Raw genomic sequence first — 19,383 nt, 5'->3', positions numbered from 1 at the left:
GCTTTTCTCGTTAATGGACGCCCAGCGCCTCGCCCCGGGCGGGGGGCATGGCGTTGGCCTGGAGCAGGCTGGCCAGCCCCACGGCGTCGGCCACACGGAAGATCATGCAGGCCTGGCCGTCCACCTGGCCAAAGACCGAGTAGACGTACTCCACATCAATGGATTCCTTGGCCAGCAGGGACAGAATACGGCCCAGGCCGCCGGGCTCGTCGGGTACCAACACTGCTACAACCGGGGTCATGGAGACGATGAAGCCGTGTTCCAGCAGCAGGGAGGCGGCCTGCTGGGGCTGATCCACGATCATGCGCAGCACGCCGTAATCGCTGGTTTCGGCGATGTGGAGGGCCCGCATATTGATCTGATGTTCGGACAGAATGGCGGTGATCTCCGCCAGCTGCCCCGCCCGGTTTTCCAGAAAGACAGAAATCTGTTGGATGGTCATAACCTTGCTCCTCTCTTAGATCTTCCGCTTGTCGATGACGCGGACCGCCTTGCCCTCGGAGCGCTGGATGGACTTGGGGGCCACCAGACGGACCTTGGCGTAGATGCCCAGCATGGCCTTGAGGGCGGCCACAACCTGCTTCTCCTTTTCGGCCACCTGGCTCAGCTGGTCGGAGAACATCTCCGGGGTCATCTCCACCAGCACCTCCATGGTGTCGGTGTTGTTCACCCGGTCCACGATGATCTGATAGTTGGGGGCGAAGCTCTGGCCCATGAGCACCGTCTCGATCTGGGACGGGAACACGTTGACGCCCTTGATGATGAGCATATCATCGCTGCGGCCCATGGGCTTGCTCATCTTGATGTGGGTGCGGCCGCAGGGGCAATCCTCATGGCGGAGCACGCAGATGTCCCGGGTGCGGTAGCGCAGCAGGGGGAAGGCCTCCTTGGTAATGGAGGTGAACACCAGCTCGCCCTTGGACCCCTCGGGAAGGACCTCCCCGGTCTCGGGATCGATGATCTCGGCGATGAAATGGTCCTCGTTGATGTGCATTCCGCTCTGGGCGGAGCACTCAAAGGCCACGCCGGGGCCGGACAGCTCGGTGAGGCCGTAGATGTCATAGGCCTTGATGCCCAGGGTTTCCTCGATGTTCTGCCGCATCTCCTGGCTCCAGGCCTCGGCGCCGAAGATACCTGCCTTCAGGGGGATCTGGTCGGGGGTGAGGCCCATCTCCTTCATGCTCTCAGCCAGATAGGCGGCATAGGAAGGGGTGCAGCACAGAATGGTGGCGTTCAGGTCCCGGATGAACATGATCTGCCGCTCGGTGTTGCCCGAGGAGGTGGGGATGGTAAGGCAGCCCACCTTGTGGGAGCCGCCGTTGAGGCCGGGACCGCCGGTGAACAGGCCATATCCGTAGCTCACCTGACACACGTCCTCGTTGGTGCCGCCGGCGGCCGTAATGGCGCGGGCGCAGCAGTCCTCCCACAGGTCGATGTCGTGCTGGGTGTAGAAAGCCACCACCCGCTTGCCGGTGGTGCCGGAAGTGGACTGGATGCGGACGCAGTCCTTCAAAGGCCGGGCCACCAGGCCGTAGGGATAGGCCTCCCGCAGGTCGGCCTTGGTGACGAAGGGCAGCTTGTGCAGATCGTCCACACCCTTGATGTCCTCGGGGGTCAGGCCCTTCTCCTCCATCTTCTTGCGGTAGTAGGGGACGTTGTCCCATACGTTGCGGACCTGCTTGACCAGACGCTCATCCTGCCAGGCGCGGATCTGCTCCCGGCTGGCGCACTCAATGTCTTTCTGATAGTAACGCTCCATGCTTCTCTCTCCTCGCGGCTCAGGAATTTCTGCCCAGGTGGAAGGCTTTGCGGTTGAGTTCCAGGAATTTTTCCGGTACGCTGCGGGTCAGAGCCTGCTGCCAGGCCTCCTCCGGCAGGTCAAAGTACCGGGACAGACGGCCCATGAGCACCAGGTTCACCGCCTTGGGAGAACCGGCCTCCTCGGCCAGAGCCAGGGCGTCCATGGCGTCCACCAGCACTCCGGCCTCCTTCATCTGGCCCACCAGGTCCTGGGGATAGGCGGCGGCGCCGGTGATAACAGGCATGGGGTTGATCTGCTGGGTGTTGGTGATGATACGCCCGCCGCTCTTGAGGAAGGCGGTGTAGCGGGCGGCCTCCAGCAGCTCAAAGGAGACGATAAAATCGGCCTCCCCCTGATCGATGATGGGGGAGTACACCTTGCTGCCGAAGCGGACATAGGTAACCACGCTGCCGCCCCGCTGGCTCATACCGTGGACTTCGGATACCTTCACGTCATAGCCCTGGTCCAGCAGCAGACGGCCCAGCAGCTTGCTGGCCAGCAGGGAACCCTGGCCGCCCACGCCTACGATCATAATATTTTTCGTATCCATGTTCACACCTCCTCACCCGTCTGGAGGGCGTCAAACTTACACAGCTGCTGGCACACGCCGCAGCCCACGCACAGGGTGGCGTCCACCCCGGCTTTGCCGTCCGTCACCGAGATGGCGGGGCAGCCGATCTTCATGCAGGCCTTGCAGCCCACGCATTTGCCAGTGTCTACCGTTAGGGGCGCCTTGTGCTTGACGTATTTCAGCAGGGCGCAGGGACGGCGGGAGATAACCACCGATGCCTCGGGGGCGGCCAGCTCCTCCTTGATGACCTGCTCGCACTGGCTCAGGTCGTAGGGGTCCACCACCCGCACCCGGCGGATACCCACGGCCTTGCACAGGGACTCCAAGTCGATCTTGGTGCAGGGGTCTCCCTTCAGGTTGAAGCCGGTGGTGGGGTTTTGCTGATGGCCGGTCATGCCGGTGATGGAGTTGTCCAGAATGATAACGGTGGCGTTGGACTCGTTGTAGGCGATGTTGACCAGGCCCGTAATGCCCGAGTGCATGAAGGTGGAGTCGCCGATGACTGCCACCGTCTTGCCGTCCATCTGGCCGCCGGAGGCCTTCAGGAAGCCGTGGATGCCGGACACCGAGGCCCCCATACAGATGGTGGAGTCGATGGCGGACAAGGGAGGTACCGCGCCCAGGGTATAGCAGCCGATGTCGCCCAGCACGGTGAGCTTCATCTTGTTGAGGGTGTAGAACAGACCACGGTGGGGGCAGCCGGCGCACATGACGGGGGGGCGGTTGGGGATGTCGGTCTCCAGGGTTTTGCCCGCCTCAGGTTCGGTACCCAGCTTGGCGGCCACCTTATTTTGGCTGAGCTCGTCGATGAGGGAGAAGGAGGCCTTGCCCTCCACCTCCAGGCCCAGCTCCCGGCACCAGGTCTCCAGGAAGCCGTCCAGCTCCTCCACCACCACCAGCTTCTCCACGCCGGCGGCGAAGTCCCGGATCAGCTTGGAGGGCAGGGGCCACACCATGCCCAGCTTGAGGACGGGATACTTGTCTCCCACCACTTCCTTTACATACTGGTAGCTGGTAGAGGAGGTGAGGATACCCATGCTGTGGTCGGCGCCTGCCTCGATCCGGTTTAGAGAGCAGCTCTCCGCCCAGTCGGCCAGGGCCTGGGTGCGCTGCTCCACCACCGGGTGGCGCAGCTTGGCATAGCCGGGCATCATGATGTACTTGGCGGGGTTCTTCTCGTAGGGCCGGGCGGGAGGCTCCACCCGCTCTCCGGTCTCTACCACGCTCTGGGAGTGGGACACACGGGTGCACATCTTGAGGAGCACCGGGGTGTCGAACTGCTCGGACAGCTCATAGGCCGCCTTGGTGAAGGCCAGAGCCTCGGCGGAGTCGGCGGGCTCCAGCATGGGCAGCTTGGCCGAGCGGGCGTAGTGGCGGGAATCCTGCTCGTTCTGAGAGGAGTGCATCCCGGCATCGTCGGCCACGGCGATGACCATGCCGGCGTTGACGCCGGTATAGGCGATGGTGAACAGAGGATCGGCGGCCACGTTGAGGCCAACGTGCTTCATGCCGCAGAAGGACCGCTTGCCCGCCAGACAGGCGCCGAAGGCGGTCTCCATGGCCACCTTCTCGTTGGGGGCCCATTCGGCGTACACCTCGGGGAACTTGGCTACTGCCTCGGTGATTTCGGTGCTGGGGGTGCCTGGGTAGCTGGAGACAACGGCGCAGCCTGCCTCATAGAGGCCCCGGGCCACGGCTTCGTTGCCGAGCATCAGGGTTTTCATGGTGCATTTCTCCTTTTCCAGAGGCTATCGGAAAATAAAAAACGTCCTCTGCATCGGATGCAGAGGACGACGATTTTCCGGCGAAACGGCCTCTACCTGGTTCCGTTCTCGCAAATTTGAACGGTATTACTTTATCACTTTTTGTTGGTAAAGTCAAATCTTTTTTACAGGACCTTCCTCTGCCAGATCGTCCCTGGGACCAATGGAGTCGGTGACTGCCACGGTGACGGTGCGCTCATAGCAGGAAAAGATCTCCTTCACCCGGCCGGAGCTGGGGGCGGGGGTAAACAGGCTGACCACCGGCACGATGATCAGGCCTGCCAGCATACAGAAGGCGCCGCAGTTGATGGGGGACTGGAGTACCGGAGGGAACCAGGCCCCGGCGAAGATGTTGGCCAGCATGACCACGGTGGAGAAGAGGAAGCATACGGTGCAGGCGGCCTTGGTGGTGCGCTTCCAGTACAGCCCGTAGAGGAAGGGAGCCAGGAAGGCTCCGGCCAGTGCGCCCCAGGACACCCCCATAAGCTGGGCAATGAAGGTCAGGTTGGATCGGTACTGAACAATGGCCAGTACCACGGAAATGGCGATGAACACCACCACCAGGGACCGCATCCAGCGGACCTGCCGCTTCTCATCCATGTCCTTGATCAGGTTGTCCTTAATAAAGTCCAGAGTGAGGGTGGAGCTGGAGGCCAGCACCAGGGAGGACAGGGTGGACATGGAGGCCGAGAGCACCAGAATGACCACCACCGCAATGAGGATGGAGGGCAGACCGGAGAGCATGGCGGGGATGATGGAGTCGTAGCCTTGAGCGGCCACCGTCTCCGGGGTGGAGAAGAGCCGCCCGAAGCCGCCCAGGAAGTAGCAGCCTCCCGCCACCACCAGGGCAAAGGCCGTAGAGATCACGGTGCCCTTGGTGATGGCCGACTCGCTTTTAATGGCGTAGAACTTCTGCACCATCTGGGGCAGACCCCAGGTGCCCAGGCTGGTGAGTACCACCACGCCTATGAGGCTGGGCAGGTCGGGGCCGAAGAAGGAGGCGAACACGCCGGGGGTATCGGATACGGCGGGGTCGCTGACCCGGGCCAGGGCGTCCAGGGCTCCGGTGAGACCGCCCTGGGTGTTGAGCACCGCGGCAATGACGGCGATGATACCGAAGATCATGATGATACCCTGGATGAAGTCGTTGATGGCGGTGGCCATATAGCCTCCGGCGATGACGTACACCCCGGTGAGCACCGCCATTACTACGACGCACACGGCGTAGTCGATGTCGAAGGCCATGGCGAAGAGCCGGGACAGGCCGTTGTACAGGCTGGCGGTGTAGGGGATGAGAAAGATGAAGATGATGACGGAGGCGGTGATCTTCAGCCTGCTGCTGTCAAAGCGGCGGCCGAAGAACTCGGGCATGGTGGCGCTGTCCAGGTGCTGGGTCATGATGCGGGTGCGGCGGCCCAGCACCACCCAGGCCAGCAGGGAGCCCAGAAAGGCGTTGCCCAAGCCTGCCCAGGTGGCGGCGATGCCGAAGCGCCAGCCGAACTGGCCGGCGTAGCCCACAAAAACCACGGCGGAGAAGTAGCTGGTGCCATAGGCGAAGGCGGTGAGCCAGGGACCCACCGACCGGCCCCCCAGCACGAAGCCGTTGACGTTGGTGGTGTGGCGGCGGCAGTACAGCCCGATGCCCACCATGACGGCGAAAAACAGGACAAGTAGAGATACTTTGATGAGCATATCGGTCACAGGGGAACACTCCTTGCTGCCCGGCAGGCTGGATCAGTTGGAGATCTGAGCCTCCACCAGACGGCCGTGGCAGTATTTCTCACGCAGCACCGGCTTTTCGATCTTGCCGGTGGGGTTGCGGGGCACATGGTCGAAGATGATCTTCCGGGGCCGCTTGTACCGGGGCAGCTCCTGACAGAAAGCGTTGATCTCCTCTTCGGTGCAGGAGACACCCTCCTTCACCTCCACAATGGCGGCGGCGATCTCGCCCAGCCGGGGATCGGGCAGGCCGATGACCGCCACGTCCTTCAGCTTGTCGAACTTCCGCAGGAAGTCCTCGATCTGCACCGGGTACAGGTTCTCGCCGCCGGAGATGACCACGTCTTTCTTCCGGTCCACCAGATAGATAAAGCCGTCCTCATCCACCTCGGCCATGTCGCCGGTGTACAGCCAGTCCCCCTTGAGGACCTCAGCGGTAGCCTCCGGGTTCTTGTAGTAGCACTGCATCACGCCGGGGCCGCAGACGATGAGTTCGCCCACCTGGCCCTGGGGCACCTCCACACCGTGCTCGTCCACCACCTTGGCGGCCCACAGATAGCCCGGCTTGCCGATGGCGCCCACCTTGCCGATGTTCTCCACCCCCAGATGGACGCAGCCGGGACCGATGGACTCGGACAGACCGTAGTTGGTGTCGTACTGGTGGTGGGGGAAGAACTTCTTCCACCGGTGGATCAGGCTGGGCGGTACCGGCTGAGCGCCGATGTGCATGAGTCGCCACTGGTCCAGCAGGTAGTCGTCCAGATTGACCCGGCCGCTGTCGATGGCATCCAGGATGTCCTGGGCCCAGGGTACCAGCAGCCACACGATGGTACACTTTTCCTCGGTGACCGTTCGGAGGATCCACTCCGGGGACACCCCTCGCAGCAATACCGCCTTGCCGCCGCTGGCCAGGGAGCCGAACCAGTGCATCTTGGCGCCGGTGTGGTACAGGGGCGGAATGCATAGGAATACGTCCTCATGGGTCTGGCCGTGGTGGTGCTGCTCGGTGAGGCAGGAGGAGAGCAGGGCCTTGTGATTATGTAGAATGGCCTTGGGGAAGCCGGTGGTACCCGAGGAGAAGTAGATGGCCGCCAGATCGCTCAGCTCCAGATGGACCGGAGGGGGCTCAATGGTGCAGTACATGACAAGCTCCCGATAACTCTCAGCGAAGGCGGGGGTGTGGTTGCCCACATAGAACCACTGGCGCACCCGGCCCAGGTCGGGAAGGATGGGCTCCAGCCGGTCGATGAACTCAGGGCCGAACACCAGCGCCTCCACATCGGCCAGATCCAGACAGTAGCGGATCTCGTCGGAGGAATAGCGGAAGTTCATAGGAACGGCCAGACAGCCCGCCTTCAGGATGCCGAAATACACCGGCAGCCACTCTAGGCAGTTCATCAGCAGGATGCCCACTTTGGTGCCCCGCTTCAGTCCCCGGCTGAGCAGCAGGTTGGCAAAACGGTTGGCCTTCTTGTCAAACTGGCCCCAGGTGATCTCCCGGCGGTAGGGCTCGTCGGGACGGTTGCGCTCGATGAGGCTGAACTCCCGCCAGGTGGTGGCCTTGTCCCGCTCCTCCGAGGGGTTGATCTCCACCAGGGCGGGCTCGTCCCGGTACAGCCGGGCGTTGCGCTCCAGAAAGTCTGTGATAACCATGACAGCTGACTCCTTTGCGCCTCCCGGTTCCGCACAGCGGGGGAGGGGAGGCGGATGTTTTTCCAACTGGAAATTGTATCGTTGTGTATTTTACTGCTTTAAAGCGAAAAAGTCAAGAGGGAACAGGACAGTTTGCTCCGGTTGAAAAAGAGGGGCGGCTATGTTATATTGTGAGGGAAATCAAATCCAGGCCCCACCTGGAGGTGGGGAGAAAGGAGCATGAGTATGTCTCAGTTTTTGGATGGGATCGGCAAGCGGCTGTCCGATGCAGGGCAGGGAGTGGCCAAGCACACCAAGAACTTTACGGAGGTGACCCGGCTCAACGGAGCCATTGCCGAGCAGGAGCGGCAGGCAGCAGCCCTGCTGCGGGAGCTGGGGCAGGCCTGCTATGACCGGCACCAGAACGACCCGGACTATGAATATGCCGCTCAAATTGAAGGAATCCGGGCCGCCTATGCCCAGATTGCCCAGTATCAGGCCCAGATCCGTCAGATCAAGGGCATCCGCATCTGCCCGGAGTGCGGGGCAGAGGTGGGACCGGATTCTGCCTTCTGCGGCGGCTGCGGTGCCAAGATGGAGCCGCCTGCCGCCGAAAGCGGACGGGTATGTCCCAAGTGCGGCAGCCCGGTAGATGGGGACAGCCTGTTCTGCGCCACCTGTGGGACACGGCTGGAGTAATGCCGCCGGACCGGTGATCAAAGAGAGAGGTGAGTCTGATGCGGAATGCGGTGATTTCCCGGGACGAGATCCTGGAGGCCAGCCGCCTGATGCTTCAGGAGAAGGGGTGGTCCGCCATCCATATGCGCTCGGTAGCGGTACGCTGTGGTGTGTCCGTGGGATCGCTGTACAACTATTTTCCCTCCAAGACAGAGCTGGTGGCGGCCACGGTGGAGAGCGTATGGCAGGAACTTTTCCATGTACCGGAGGATCTGACGGGGGAGGAGCGTTTTTGCAAGGTAATCCAGTGGCTGCATGACAGTATACAGGAGGGAAACCGCCGTTATCAGGGATTTCTTACCCTCCATGCCATGGGCTTTACCACCGGGGAAGGCAAGGTGGAAGGCCGGCGGATGATGGAACGGATCCAGGGCCAGCTGCGGGATGCACTGTGCCAGGTACTCCGGGAGGACGGACAGGTCAACCAGTCGGTGTTTGACAGCCGCCTGACCCCGGAGGGATTTGTGGAACTGGTGTTTTCCATGCTGATTACTGCCCTGCTGCGGGGGGAGGAGGATTGCGAACCCCTGCTGGCGGTGGTCCGCCGGGTACTCTATTAAAGAAAAAAGCCGGATGGCCAGTGCTCCATCTCATAGGGAAACGAACTGAACCCCCAGGGGCACTACCGGTACGGAACAAATCAACTAAAACAGCCGCAAGTCATCGATTTTGATGACTTGCGGCTGTTTCAGCATCTCCTCTTTCACTAAAGTGTGTGGGTTACTTATAACGACAGTAATAATTTTCCAGCCGTATGTATCTCCCCATGTGTTCCGTTATTGATAGGAGAGGATATAGTTTTTAGCTTGGCTTATTCGCCTTGTTGAAATTCGTCTCATTTTGTAGTAATCTTATAAACAACATAGCATCCCAAGATGTTTTATTATCCGTTTTATGGTACAGCTCTTGCGATATGGTGGTTTTAGGTCAATAGTCAGAAAGTTACCGAATCGCACATAGATAGGAAATGATCCGACAAGGAAAATCAACATAAGAAATTTTGTAAAATACAGAGCCTACTTTCCACAACAGGTAAAGTTTAACTACTTAATTGAGGTGCACAATGGACGATAGATACATAGTAAGTTCAATGAATGAATACCTGCATCAAGCTACTGGAGCACTTGCCGAGTGGCTTAACGATATGTTGCCTAAAGTAACTGAAAACTGGTGGGATGAGTGCGTTCTGCAGAAGCTCAGTTATAACCAGCGGACTTTTGCTGCCCAAAAGGGCTTTACTAAACTGACAGATTTTGATTTAGCTGCGCTTCTCAGGATTGCCGATAAGGCATGGTATGAGATGCGCAGTTTTGCGTATCTCCCTACGAAGGAACGAGAATGCATCCGTGATATGCAGGGCGTCCGCAACAATTGGGCACATGTCGGTAGCGAGTTACCCGGCAAGGATTCCATCATTCGTGACCTTGATATTTTGCAACGCTTTTTCGAACAACTCAATATGGCACATGATATTTTGTCGGATGTTGCGGAGCTTCGGAAAGCAGTAGAAAGTCCCGGATACATTAATAAAACATCAAGAGCAGTTGACTTTGTGCCTGCTGTTGAAACGACATCAGCCAGATCTCAGAACATTTCGGAAAAAAGTTTGGTGTACCTGGTTGGTAATCCTTCTGCACGCGGCTTGGTCTTTTCTGTTGAAGATTTGGGAGAAATTAAGCGCTATCAGGTATTCATTGATGGCGAGATCAAGACTTACTATTCGGATCAGATAGCACTTGTCAACGATACACCGTCGTATCATTGGGTAAGTATTGAAACCTTCCAAAGCTATCTCTCTGCATATCAGATCAATCATCCTTCTGCCGGGAATCTATATTCCTTGAATTCTGCCAGAATTGATTTTGTCCCATACCAGTTCCGTCCCGCATTGAAGTTGATTAAATCCGATGAACCCAGAATATTGATCGCAGATAGCGTCGGCGTAGGTAAAACAATTGAAGCAGGACTTATCATTAAGGAACTTGAGGCCAGAAATGAACTCGAAAACATCATGATCATCTGCCCTAAACCGCTTGTTACAGAGCGAAAATGGGAGCTTGAAATGAAACGCTTTGACGAAGATTTTATTCCACTTGATGGTGCTACACTTCGTCAAATTCTCTCCGATACAGATCGCGATGGAGAGTGGCCAAGTCGATACAATAAAACCATAGTTCCATATTCTATTCTGGATAACCGTGTTTACAGCGGCGAAAGTGGAATGAAAAGTAAAAACTATGGTCTAACGGATTTAGATCCTGCTCCACATTTTGATTTAGTCATCATTGATGAGGCCCATCATATTCGCAACGGTAGCATGGAAAAAGAAAAAGCTTTCGCGTATAAGTGTGTAAAATACATCTGTGATCATGCAGATGCTGTTGTCATGCTTACGGCCACCCCACTACAAACCGGCGACGATGATTTGTTTACTCTCCTTAACCTTCTCCGGCCTGATGTAGTATTGGACAAGGCGACTTTTAATTTGATGTCAAAGCCCAATGCCTATATTTCGCAATGTGCCCATGTTGTACGCAGGGCGGATGATGATTGGCAGGCAAATGCGCTTGAACTGTTACAGGGCATTTTAACAACACAATGGGGTGAAAATGTCACTGCAAAAAACCCTCTGTATGAATTGATTCTTGAAAAACTTCGCCAGCCGGAAGTCTCCAGAGAAGAACGTATCAAGCTAATTACGGATATTGAGTCTTTGCATAGTTTCAACACGATGCTTAATCGAACAAGGCGTAAAGACATTCAGGATTTCTGCATTCGCCGTACTCATACCTTGGAAACTGAGTTTACAACGGAACAACAGGCATTGCATGACGAACTCCTGGCCTTTGAGCGAACTGCTCTCTCTACTCTGCACAACGTTCGCAGTGTCCCGTTTATGATGAGTACAATTCGCCGCCAGGCGGCAAGTTGTATTTTTGGCCTGGCACCCCACATTAGGGATCTCATTGATAGACGTTTTGCGCAAATAAACGATGACCCAGAAATTGATATTGATAATTTTGAATTCAGTGGACAAGCTGCGACTTCTCTTGAAAGTCTTGCTACCCATGTTTTAGAACTGGCCGATAATCTTCCAGAAGAAGACCCAAAGTTTGATAGCATCCTTTCTATCATCCAGCAAAAGCAGGAACTGGAGAACAATAAAATTATCCTGTTCAGCACATTCCGCTATACACTTTCCTATGTAAAGAAAAAACTGGCGGCGGCTGGTTTACGCGTGGAACAAGTTGATGGCAGTGTTAAAGATGATGTCAGATGCGAATACAGGAATCGATTCGAGCTTCCCAAGAGCGATCCTTCTGCTTTGGACATTCTGCTGTTCACCGAAGTTGGCTCTGAAGGCCTCGACTATCAGTTCTGTGATATGATGATCAACTATGATCTTCCTTGGAACCCTATGCGCATTGAACAGCGTATTGGCCGCATCGACCGTAGAGGACAGGCCAGTGAGGTTGTGAATATTTATAATGTGATCACTGCAGGAACTGTTGATGCAGATATTTACAACCGTTGCCTGCTCCGTATCGGCGTTTTTGAACAAAGCATTGGTGAATGTGAAGAGATCCTCGGTGAAATTGGGCGACAGGTCGAGCAAATCGCCGCAGATGGCAAACTGACAGATCAGGAACGCCGCTATAAACTGGAGCAGATGGCAGACAATGAAATTCGTAAGATGCAGGAAATGAGTAAACTCGAGGACGAGGAAAAAGCCCTGTTTGGCTTTGATCTGTCAAATTACACTATGGCTAAAGAGATTCAGGAAGCTGAAAATCCTTGGATATCCCCTCGAAGCCTGCAATATTTAGTGGAGCATTATTTAAAGGAGCGCCTTGGAAAGGTAAATTATATTTTTGGCGAAAGCGATACTAAAACCCTCCGTCTCTCCGTAGTTGACAGAGGTATCCTTTTGGAAGATTTCAGAAAGCTGTCAGGTATCCGATCTGCGCTGAAGCGCAAATGGGAACTTTATCTAAAGGGCAAAAATCCGAATCACAGTATAACTTTTGAGCCAGAAGCAGCGGAGAAGGATCGTAATGCATTTTTCATTACGGCAGTACATCCGTTGGTTAAACAGGCTGCAATGTATTATGCGACGAATGAGGTATCGTATATCAGTCTCAAATATTATTCAGACCACATCCCAACTGGCACTTATGTATTTTCTATTTACGCATGGAATTATACTGGTCTTAATCCCCATTTCCATATTGCCACAGTCTGCGATAGTGAAGAAATAACTGCGGAGATGACAGATATTCTTCAGACTGCTCAAGGGGTAAATTTCGAAGGAAAGGTATCTTCTGATATGTGGTCTGGGCTTGAGACCAAGCAAGCTCTCATGCTTCGTTCAGCCCGGGCAGATCACTCAGCGGATGCAAAAATGACTGCGCAATATAAGCTCGAAAGCATTGAGAGCAACTATCGTAGCCGCAAAAGGATCCTGGAACAGCAAATCGGAGATGCATTCGAGGATAATATTCGAAGGATGCGTCAAACTCAACTGGATAGCGCAACCGAATGGTTTGAGAAAAAATATAACGATATCATGCAACAAGCCGAGCGTGCTGATATTTACAGCACATTGATTGCTAATGGTATCGTAGTAATCAAACAGGAGTAAACCATGGAAATAGCAGAGAAAATTCTTGAAAAACAGAATAAGGATGGAATGCTGCGACGGGCGCTTGAACGCATTATTCAGTTATATACAGATAAATCCCATTTTGTATATGAGCTATTGCAAAACGCGGAAGATGCAGGTGCCCATAGCATTAAGTTTATTCAATATCCGAAGCAACTTGTTGTTTTACACGACGGGAAACCGTTTACGGAGAAAAATCTTCAGGGCTTATGTGATATTGGAAAGTCTGACAAGGTAGATGACCTAAATCAAATTGGTGAATTTGGTGTTGGCTTTAAATCAGTATTTGGAATCTGCGAGAAGGTGCGTTTGTATAGTTCCCCCGAAAACTATACTGGCTCCAACAAATCAATATATATACCATTTGCTGTGGAAATTCAGGACTTTACCAGGCCGGTAGATATTCCTAATAAGGTCATAGAGTCAGCTTATACTACCATGTTTGAGTTTCCTTATGAAATAGGATTTACATTTTCAGGGTTTGATACACTCGATGCATTAAATGCCGCACTATCAAAACGACTGCAAGCTTTGGGAATTACCACCTTGCTTTTTATGAAGAACCTTGAAACCATCGAGTATCAGATTAAAACTGGTGAAAACACCATAAGTGGCTGCTATTTGCTTGATAAGCAAACAATTAATGACCACTGTTCACTTGTTTCAGCACTTGGTGAAAAAGATAAGTCAGAAGAAAGCATATCGTATTTGAAATTCTCACGTCCTATTGAATCAGAACTGCCAAATAGAACGGTAGACATAGCTTTTCCTGTAATGGTAGAAGAGGACGGCAAATATTCATTTACAAAAACCAGGCATCCCTTTATTTCAGTATATTTCCCAACTGAAACAGAAAGCAAACTGGACTTTATCGCGCAAGGACCATACCGGACAACCCCAAATCGAAGCAGCGTCCCCAGTGACAACAAGGATAACATTGAATTGGCAGAATTGACTGCTAAACTGTTGTACGATAGTATCCTCGAGTTGAAAGAAGCTGGGAAACTCTCTTTTAGCTTGTTAAGACTCCTTCCTATCGATAAAGACAGGTTTGAAAACTACCCCCTATTTTCTTCACTCTACAGGTCGACAAAAGCTCTGTTAACAAATAAGGCGGTACTTCCTTGCAAAAGCGGTGGATTTACCACAGCGGAACACGCCAAAATTGCTCGAAGTCAGGAATTAGCAGATCTACTCGATGACTACCTTCTTACAGAACTTATTAACGATGATAAAGCCTACTATTGGCTGCCGACGATACTTACAGAAACTAATAAGCCTTATAAAAAGCTTTATGAATTTCTAACAAGTGACTTGGACATTGATGTTATACGTCCTGAAAATCTTAGGAGTTATTTTAATGAAAATACCGAGTTTCTCAAGCGGCGAGATAACCAATGGCTCATCCGAATGTATAGTCTGTACGAATCCATCCCGGCAGCATTCGTAAAGAATCGTCAGGGATCCAACATGCTGACTGCAGCGTTTATCAAAACTGCAACGGGAGATTTTGTGCCGGCTTACCGTAAAAGTGCAGGATTTGGTATTGGATATTTGCCGAATATATTCTTACCCACTGGTAAAGACTCGGATGATATCGAAGTGCATTTTGTTGATAGCGAGATTTATAAGCAGTGCAAAAGTTTCTTTGATGACACGCTCCATCTCGAAAAGCCTAATGAGTATGAATACTTCTTAAAAAGCATTAGAAAGCGATATGTTGATGGCTGCAGCATTACGGATTCGAAACACATTGATGATATAAAAACTCTCATTAGTTATCGAAATGTTCCGGGCTATCAGGAAGAGATTTCAAACATTATCCAAAATACGATTCTTCTACATTGTTATTTAGGCGGGAAACCAAGTTTTGTAAACCCAAGAAAAACTAAAATGTTACTTCCCAAGGCATCTGGTATTAGTATAGAAGGGTATTATAAGAATATTGCTGAACGGTATTTTGTTGATGTGGATTACTATACACAAAATGGTATAACCATCGAAAATCTGGAATTGCTTGGTGTTTCGAATACTATCGTCACAGGTACTGGGAGGGTCGGAGGAACCTATTATACCGGAAATCCAGGACGTCAACCTGAATGGCATACCTACGGCGATTTCAAGTGGAAGCTCAATCTGGACATGGTTAGCGAAGTGTTAATGTATATTTCGACGCATCCAGCAGAAAGCGATTCACTATTGAAGTCTCATGCAATTTTCAAAACACTTCAGGATCAAGAAAAAAGTCTGACTGGAACAGTTTATATTGGTGGTACTACCTCCAATATTAGTCCCGCTTTCTCTGACATTATTACACTATTGACCGGCGGCTGTAACTGTTCCACAAGTTCTACTTGGTTCCCCGCTTACCATGCCGCTTCAAAGTTGGGATTATCTAAATGGGATGGGCGATGGTTATATGCTGCATCTGGCGAACTTGTTGCACAGAAAGATATTTCTAAACACGACTTGAATGCGAATATTTATGGCCAGTTAAAATATGATTCCAAATTATACGAATACTTAGGTTTTAAAAAGAATGCCAAAGACCGTCTTGAAGACTTTGCCAAAGAATACGATAATCTTTCTGATGAAAAGAAGGAAGCGTACTTTGAACTTGAATTGCGGCAAAGATTCGGTATATCGATTTCTGATTTGGAAGAAAACTATGGTGCAAATGCGAGTGGCGCTTTTTCAGATGAAACGGACGAATATGATTTTCCGTCATCCAATGTTAAGAACTGGGATGCACTTAAAAAGCACGCCGCCGAGATGCTCTGCTTTGCGGATCCTGTGAACTACGAGTATAAAGTACGTCGTATTCGTGTAAGTAAAAAAGAGCAGGAAGTCCGCGCATATTTAATGAATATGTATAGGATTGAAGGCACTTATACATATGCATGCCAAATGTGTCACCGCATCACTGGTGACTTTAAGTCCACACAAATCATAAATAATCCAACGCTTGAGTTGGATCCCATGAATCTCTGCTTATGTCCTAATTGTGCCGCCAAGTATACTGCGCTGAGAAACGATGGATGCGAGGTTCAATTGTTTATTGATAAAATCGATGGGCTTTCAGATAGAGAAATTGGCTCATCTAATCCGGTCTCCATTGGAGTTGGCTGTGAAGAAATATGGTTTACACAAACGCATATTGCTGAAATTAGAGAACTTCGCACATTAAAAGCACAGGCTGAGAGTAGCAAAACCAATAATCTGAGTGGTTGCATGATGAAACTATCAGATGAAAACGAACGAGCTACGAGAGTGTATGATCAATATGTCGGGAAAAGAGTTAAACATAAATCCATCCCATATATCGGAACGGTCAACAGTTGTGACGGCACTTACATTTCTATCATATTTGATGATGGTCCTAAAGCTGGTGTGCCAGTCAAATATTTGTTAGAGTCCTGCTTGAAACAAAAACTATTGGAGGTGATTGAGTAAACTCTCAGTAGCTATTTCCCTTCTTCTGTGGTATTGTGTGTTGCTACCAGGAGGTGCAACACATGAAAACACGACTCAAGGACTTGTACGACTGCTTCTATACCCCACCCGAGTTTTCGGAGCAAAAGCAGGAAGTGGAAGAGTGCCACCAAGCACTGATCAAAGTACTGGAGAAGCCGGAACGGCGGCTGGTGCTGCGAATTATGGATGCACAGAGTCTGATGGCGGAGGAACGCTCCATGGACAGCTTTATCTCTGGATTTGAGCTGGCGTGGCAGCTCTTCATGGAACTGAATCAATTTGAAAAAGAGCGCTCAGTCTCTCGCTGTACGGCGAAGAGATCGGGCGCTCTTTCCATGTCTGGCGAGGAGGAAGCAACATGAAGAAACAAATCATCACTGCCGCAGTGTTCGCCGCCTGTCTGCCCTGTGTGCCGCTGTGTGGCAACAGAACCAACCAGCTGGGGAAACACCTGCATTGCCCACGCCAGCCGCTGTAATCGCCACACAGCCCGAAGTTCCGGAGATAGCAGAGATGGAAGAAGTTATATCACCAGAGGATGAAAAGGCGGAAGAAACACTGCCGGAACTGGTCGAGGAAGCTGACATTGTCCCGGAGCCATCGCCTGCTCAAACGCCCCCAGCGAGTGAAGTACCAGTCCCACCTGAACAGGATGCCACACCCCCACAAGAACCAGAACCTGCCCTGGCTTCACCTGACAGCGTACCGGACAACATGGTCTATGTGCCGGGCTTCGGCTGGATAGAAAGTCAAGGCCCCAACCATGCGGAATACGCCGAGGATATGTACGAGAACGGTAATAAAATTGGGATTATGGGATAAATGAAAAGCAGTGCGGTATCAAGACAAAGCCTGGTGCCGCACTGCTTATTCTGTTTCCTTCTCCAATGCGTCGCTGAAGATCTCATGGACGTGGATCAGCGAAACAACTTCACAGAGAAACCGCTCTGCCAGTTCTTTTTCGCCCAGCCAGGTGGTCTGCGGCGGCACATAGTAACCGGAATCAGCCTCTGCCTCCGCTCTGGCCCTGTGAATGGCTTTCTGGATGAAGAGCCACTGGCCGTAAGTGCCGCCGTTCAACTGCTTCCTCAGTTTCCGAATGGCACTCTTATACGCCTTCTCCGCACCACTGGGGCCGTTGTAGTTGAGCCGGATGGCCAGTTCCTGAAAAGTCATGCCCTGCTCATTAGGCTGGCCAATCCCCAGATAACAGCGCACCAGATTTAGCTCTCTGGGGCTCAGAACCTCCTCCATGCGCTGGAGGAGCAGCGTCTGGCGCATGAAGCGGTCATAGGCTTTGGCTGGGTCGCCGCCATACCCCAGGTCAAAGACGCCCTCGCCCAAACACTCGACCTGAAACACGGTACGGTATTCTTCCAGCAGACGCCTGGCGACTTTGGCGGAGACCGTCAGCTTCTCTTGAATGGCCGGCAGAAGATCTGTTTCTATGTCCCACTCATGCGTGGCATAGAGAAACGCCACCTGGCGCAGCTGGCGGTAACGGTCCAGCGGGAGCGACAGAGAAAAAGAACCTTGGGCGGCGCAGTCCCGCATGGCTGTCTCAATGGCGGGGGTTGCATAGGTCAGCAGCTTTGTTCCATAGGAGGGATCAAACCGCGTCGATGCATCCAGCAGTGCCAGCGCCCCCTCCTGCTTGAGGTCGTCCACCAGAAAATCCTGAGAAAATTGCTCGCAGTAGCTTGCGGCCAGCATGGTCAGATATCCCTCGTTCTGGGAGAGCAGGAGCGGCGCGGCCTGCGGATCACCGTCCTGTATCCGCAGGGCAAGCTCCTCGTTGCTTGGGCAGAGATCGTCGCAGCGGTACATACTCATGGCCCATCCTCCCGGGCAAGGCGCGCTCTCGCCTGGGCGTAAATCGCTTTCTGCTCCATGTCGTGTGCATAGTCGCTGGCGGCATAGTCGTTGTCCATGAGTGCCTTATCCCGCAGGCTCTCCGCCACATACAACGCTTCATTGCGCAGCTCGTCGGAGATCTTTCCTCTCTGGTGGTGCTTGCGGATGGTGTTGGTGCGGGTGGTGAACAGACGGTAGACAGGGTGCTGTTTATTTTGCTCCTTCTGCCGCATCATGGCGCCGTACTGCCGGCAGGTCATGCGGGGATCCTGGGGGGCAATGCCATCACAGTATTTCGGCATGTGGCCGTTGGTGGTGAGAAAGTATGTTCCGCAGCCACAGCACTGGCTGGGCGCATGTCCGTGCTGCAGTCCGTTCATAAGGTCAAAGATGTAGAAGCTGATGGCATGGTCAAAGAAATACCGATTCACAAATACGGTTTCCTTTTCCTGTTTCGGGTGTCGGGTAAAGACATAGGAGGATCTCAGATCCGGCGTGATGGTGAATGGCTCAACATCCGGTACCGGCAAATCACGCATCATATCCCAGAACCATTCACTGTTGAAACAGTCGTGGGCGGCCATGGCAAAGAAGGTCTCTGTCCGTTTCTTCAGCCGCCGCAGATAGCCCTCCTCAAAATATCGAGCCGCCACGGTAAAGTGCTGGATGCCCAGGGGGATGCTGAAAGCAGCGACCAGATAACGGAAGAAAAATTCCCGAGCAGGCGAAGCCGGCTTCAGCAGGTCGTTGTGGGATGCCGGGGAAAACATCACCTCCAATGTGTGCTGCTCCTGCCCTTTGTCCATGAGGTTGTACGGTGGACAATGCCACAGGGCATCCAGCAGCTTCTCCAGAGAGGCGCGGGTCCCGTCCAGCAGGTTGATAAATTCATCTCGCCCGGCCAAAGCCAGGGCCTCTACCTGATGGCTAATGGCACCGCCGTGGGTGACCAGTTCCCGTATGGTCTCCTCGGGAACATTCAACAGTTCGGAGGCAAAGTGGCCGGCCGGGTAGAGGGTCTCGTTGAAAAAGATCTGATCCTGCCAGACATCCATTGTCAGGTGCAGGAAATTGTTGTTCTGCCTGATCCCCAGTGGCATAGGGCCACCTCCTCTGTCCTATATCTGTTTTCGGCCTGTCTTGCGATATTCTCATTTTATCAAAATCC

14 protein-coding genes are annotated in these 19,383 nt (G+C 53.1%); 6 read left to right on the top strand and 8 right to left on the bottom strand.

Annotated features, from left to right (window positions below; all coding sequences use genetic code 11):
• Nucleotides 1-10: 10 nt before the first annotated feature.
• From B5F94_RS04340 to B5F94_RS04315, 6 genes are all read right to left on the bottom strand, one after another.
• A complete protein-coding gene (locus B5F94_RS04340; RefSeq protein WP_087187148.1) occupies nucleotides 11-442 on the bottom strand; it encodes an ACT domain-containing protein in 432 nt (143 codons plus the stop codon).
• Nucleotides 443-457: 15 nt separating this feature from the next.
• A complete protein-coding gene (locus tag B5F94_RS04335; RefSeq protein ID WP_087328105.1) occupies nucleotides 458-1,759 on the bottom strand; it encodes a phenylacetate--CoA ligase family protein in 1,302 nt (433 codons plus the stop codon).
• Nucleotides 1,760-1,778: 19 nt separating this feature from the next.
• Complete coding sequence (locus B5F94_RS04330; protein WP_087328100.1) at nucleotides 1,779-2,351, bottom strand: indolepyruvate oxidoreductase subunit beta; 573 nt, start codon at nucleotides 2,349-2,351, stop codon at nucleotides 1,779-1,781.
• Nucleotides 2,352-2,353: 2 nt separating this feature from the next.
• A complete protein-coding gene (gene iorA, locus B5F94_RS04325; RefSeq protein ID WP_087328097.1) occupies nucleotides 2,354-4,096 on the bottom strand; it encodes an indolepyruvate ferredoxin oxidoreductase subunit alpha in 1,743 nt (580 codons plus the stop codon).
• 153 nt (nucleotides 4,097-4,249) lie between these two features.
• The gene (locus B5F94_RS04320; RefSeq protein WP_087328263.1) at nucleotides 4,250-5,827 is read right to left on the bottom strand and encodes a sodium:solute symporter family protein; all 1,578 of its coding nucleotides are present in this window, start codon (nucleotides 5,825-5,827) and stop codon (nucleotides 4,250-4,252) included.
• Nucleotides 5,828-5,869: 42 nt separating this feature from the next.
• On the bottom strand, nucleotides 5,870-7,507 hold the full coding sequence (locus tag B5F94_RS04315) for a class I adenylate-forming enzyme family protein (RefSeq protein WP_087328094.1): 1,638 nt from the start codon (nucleotides 7,505-7,507) through the stop codon (nucleotides 5,870-5,872).
• A gap of 225 nt (nucleotides 7,508-7,732) precedes the next feature.
• Here B5F94_RS04315 and B5F94_RS04310 point away from each other — a divergent pair, with 225 nt between their 5' ends.
• The 6 genes from B5F94_RS04310 to B5F94_RS04285 all read left to right on the top strand — a co-directional run bounded on the left by B5F94_RS04310 (nucleotide 7,733) and on the right by B5F94_RS04285 (nucleotide 17,183).
• On the top strand, nucleotides 7,733-8,185 hold the full coding sequence (locus tag B5F94_RS04310) for a zinc ribbon domain-containing protein (protein WP_158094642.1): 453 nt from the start codon (nucleotides 7,733-7,735) through the stop codon (nucleotides 8,183-8,185).
• A gap of 38 nt (nucleotides 8,186-8,223) precedes the next feature.
• Nucleotides 8,224-8,784, top strand: coding sequence for a TetR/AcrR family transcriptional regulator (locus tag B5F94_RS04305; RefSeq protein WP_087328091.1), 561 nt, complete (start codon nucleotides 8,224-8,226; stop codon nucleotides 8,782-8,784).
• Between the two features lie 503 nt (nucleotides 8,785-9,287).
• Nucleotides 9,288-12,866: a helicase-related protein gene (locus B5F94_RS04300; RefSeq protein ID WP_087328088.1), complete on the top strand. Its 3,579-nt coding sequence runs from the start codon at nucleotides 9,288-9,290 to the stop codon at nucleotides 12,864-12,866.
• 3 nt (nucleotides 12,867-12,869) lie between these two features.
• The gene (locus B5F94_RS04295; protein ID WP_087328085.1) at nucleotides 12,870-16,340 is read left to right on the top strand and encodes a sacsin N-terminal ATP-binding-like domain-containing protein; all 3,471 of its coding nucleotides are present in this window, start codon (nucleotides 12,870-12,872) and stop codon (nucleotides 16,338-16,340) included.
• Between the two features lie 62 nt (nucleotides 16,341-16,402).
• Nucleotides 16,403-16,723, top strand: a complete 321-nt coding sequence (locus B5F94_RS04290) for a DUF6809 family protein (protein WP_087328083.1) — start codon at nucleotides 16,403-16,405, stop codon at nucleotides 16,721-16,723.
• A gap of 151 nt (nucleotides 16,724-16,874) precedes the next feature.
• Nucleotides 16,875-17,183: a DUF6550 family protein gene (locus B5F94_RS04285; RefSeq protein WP_087328080.1), complete on the top strand. Its 309-nt coding sequence runs from the start codon at nucleotides 16,875-16,877 to the stop codon at nucleotides 17,181-17,183.
• 45 nt (nucleotides 17,184-17,228) lie between these two features.
• Here B5F94_RS04285 and B5F94_RS04280 read toward each other — a convergent pair whose 3' ends face one another.
• On the bottom strand, nucleotides 17,229-18,194 hold the full coding sequence (locus B5F94_RS04280) for a sigma-70 family RNA polymerase sigma factor (RefSeq protein ID WP_087328076.1): 966 nt from the start codon (nucleotides 18,192-18,194) through the stop codon (nucleotides 17,229-17,231).
• Nucleotides 18,191-19,315: a DUF6076 domain-containing protein gene (locus tag B5F94_RS04275; protein WP_087328074.1), complete on the bottom strand. Its 1,125-nt coding sequence runs from the start codon at nucleotides 19,313-19,315 to the stop codon at nucleotides 18,191-18,193. Before B5F94_RS04275 ends, B5F94_RS04280 begins: the two co-directional genes overlap by 4 nt.
• Nucleotides 19,316-19,383: the final 68 nt, after the last annotated feature.

This window comes from Flavonifractor sp. An4 (assembly GCF_002161755.1).
Taxonomy (GTDB): domain Bacteria; phylum Bacillota; class Clostridia; order Oscillospirales; family Oscillospiraceae; genus Flavonifractor; species Flavonifractor avicola.
This window is presented reverse-complemented; position numbering and strand designations above follow the sequence as displayed.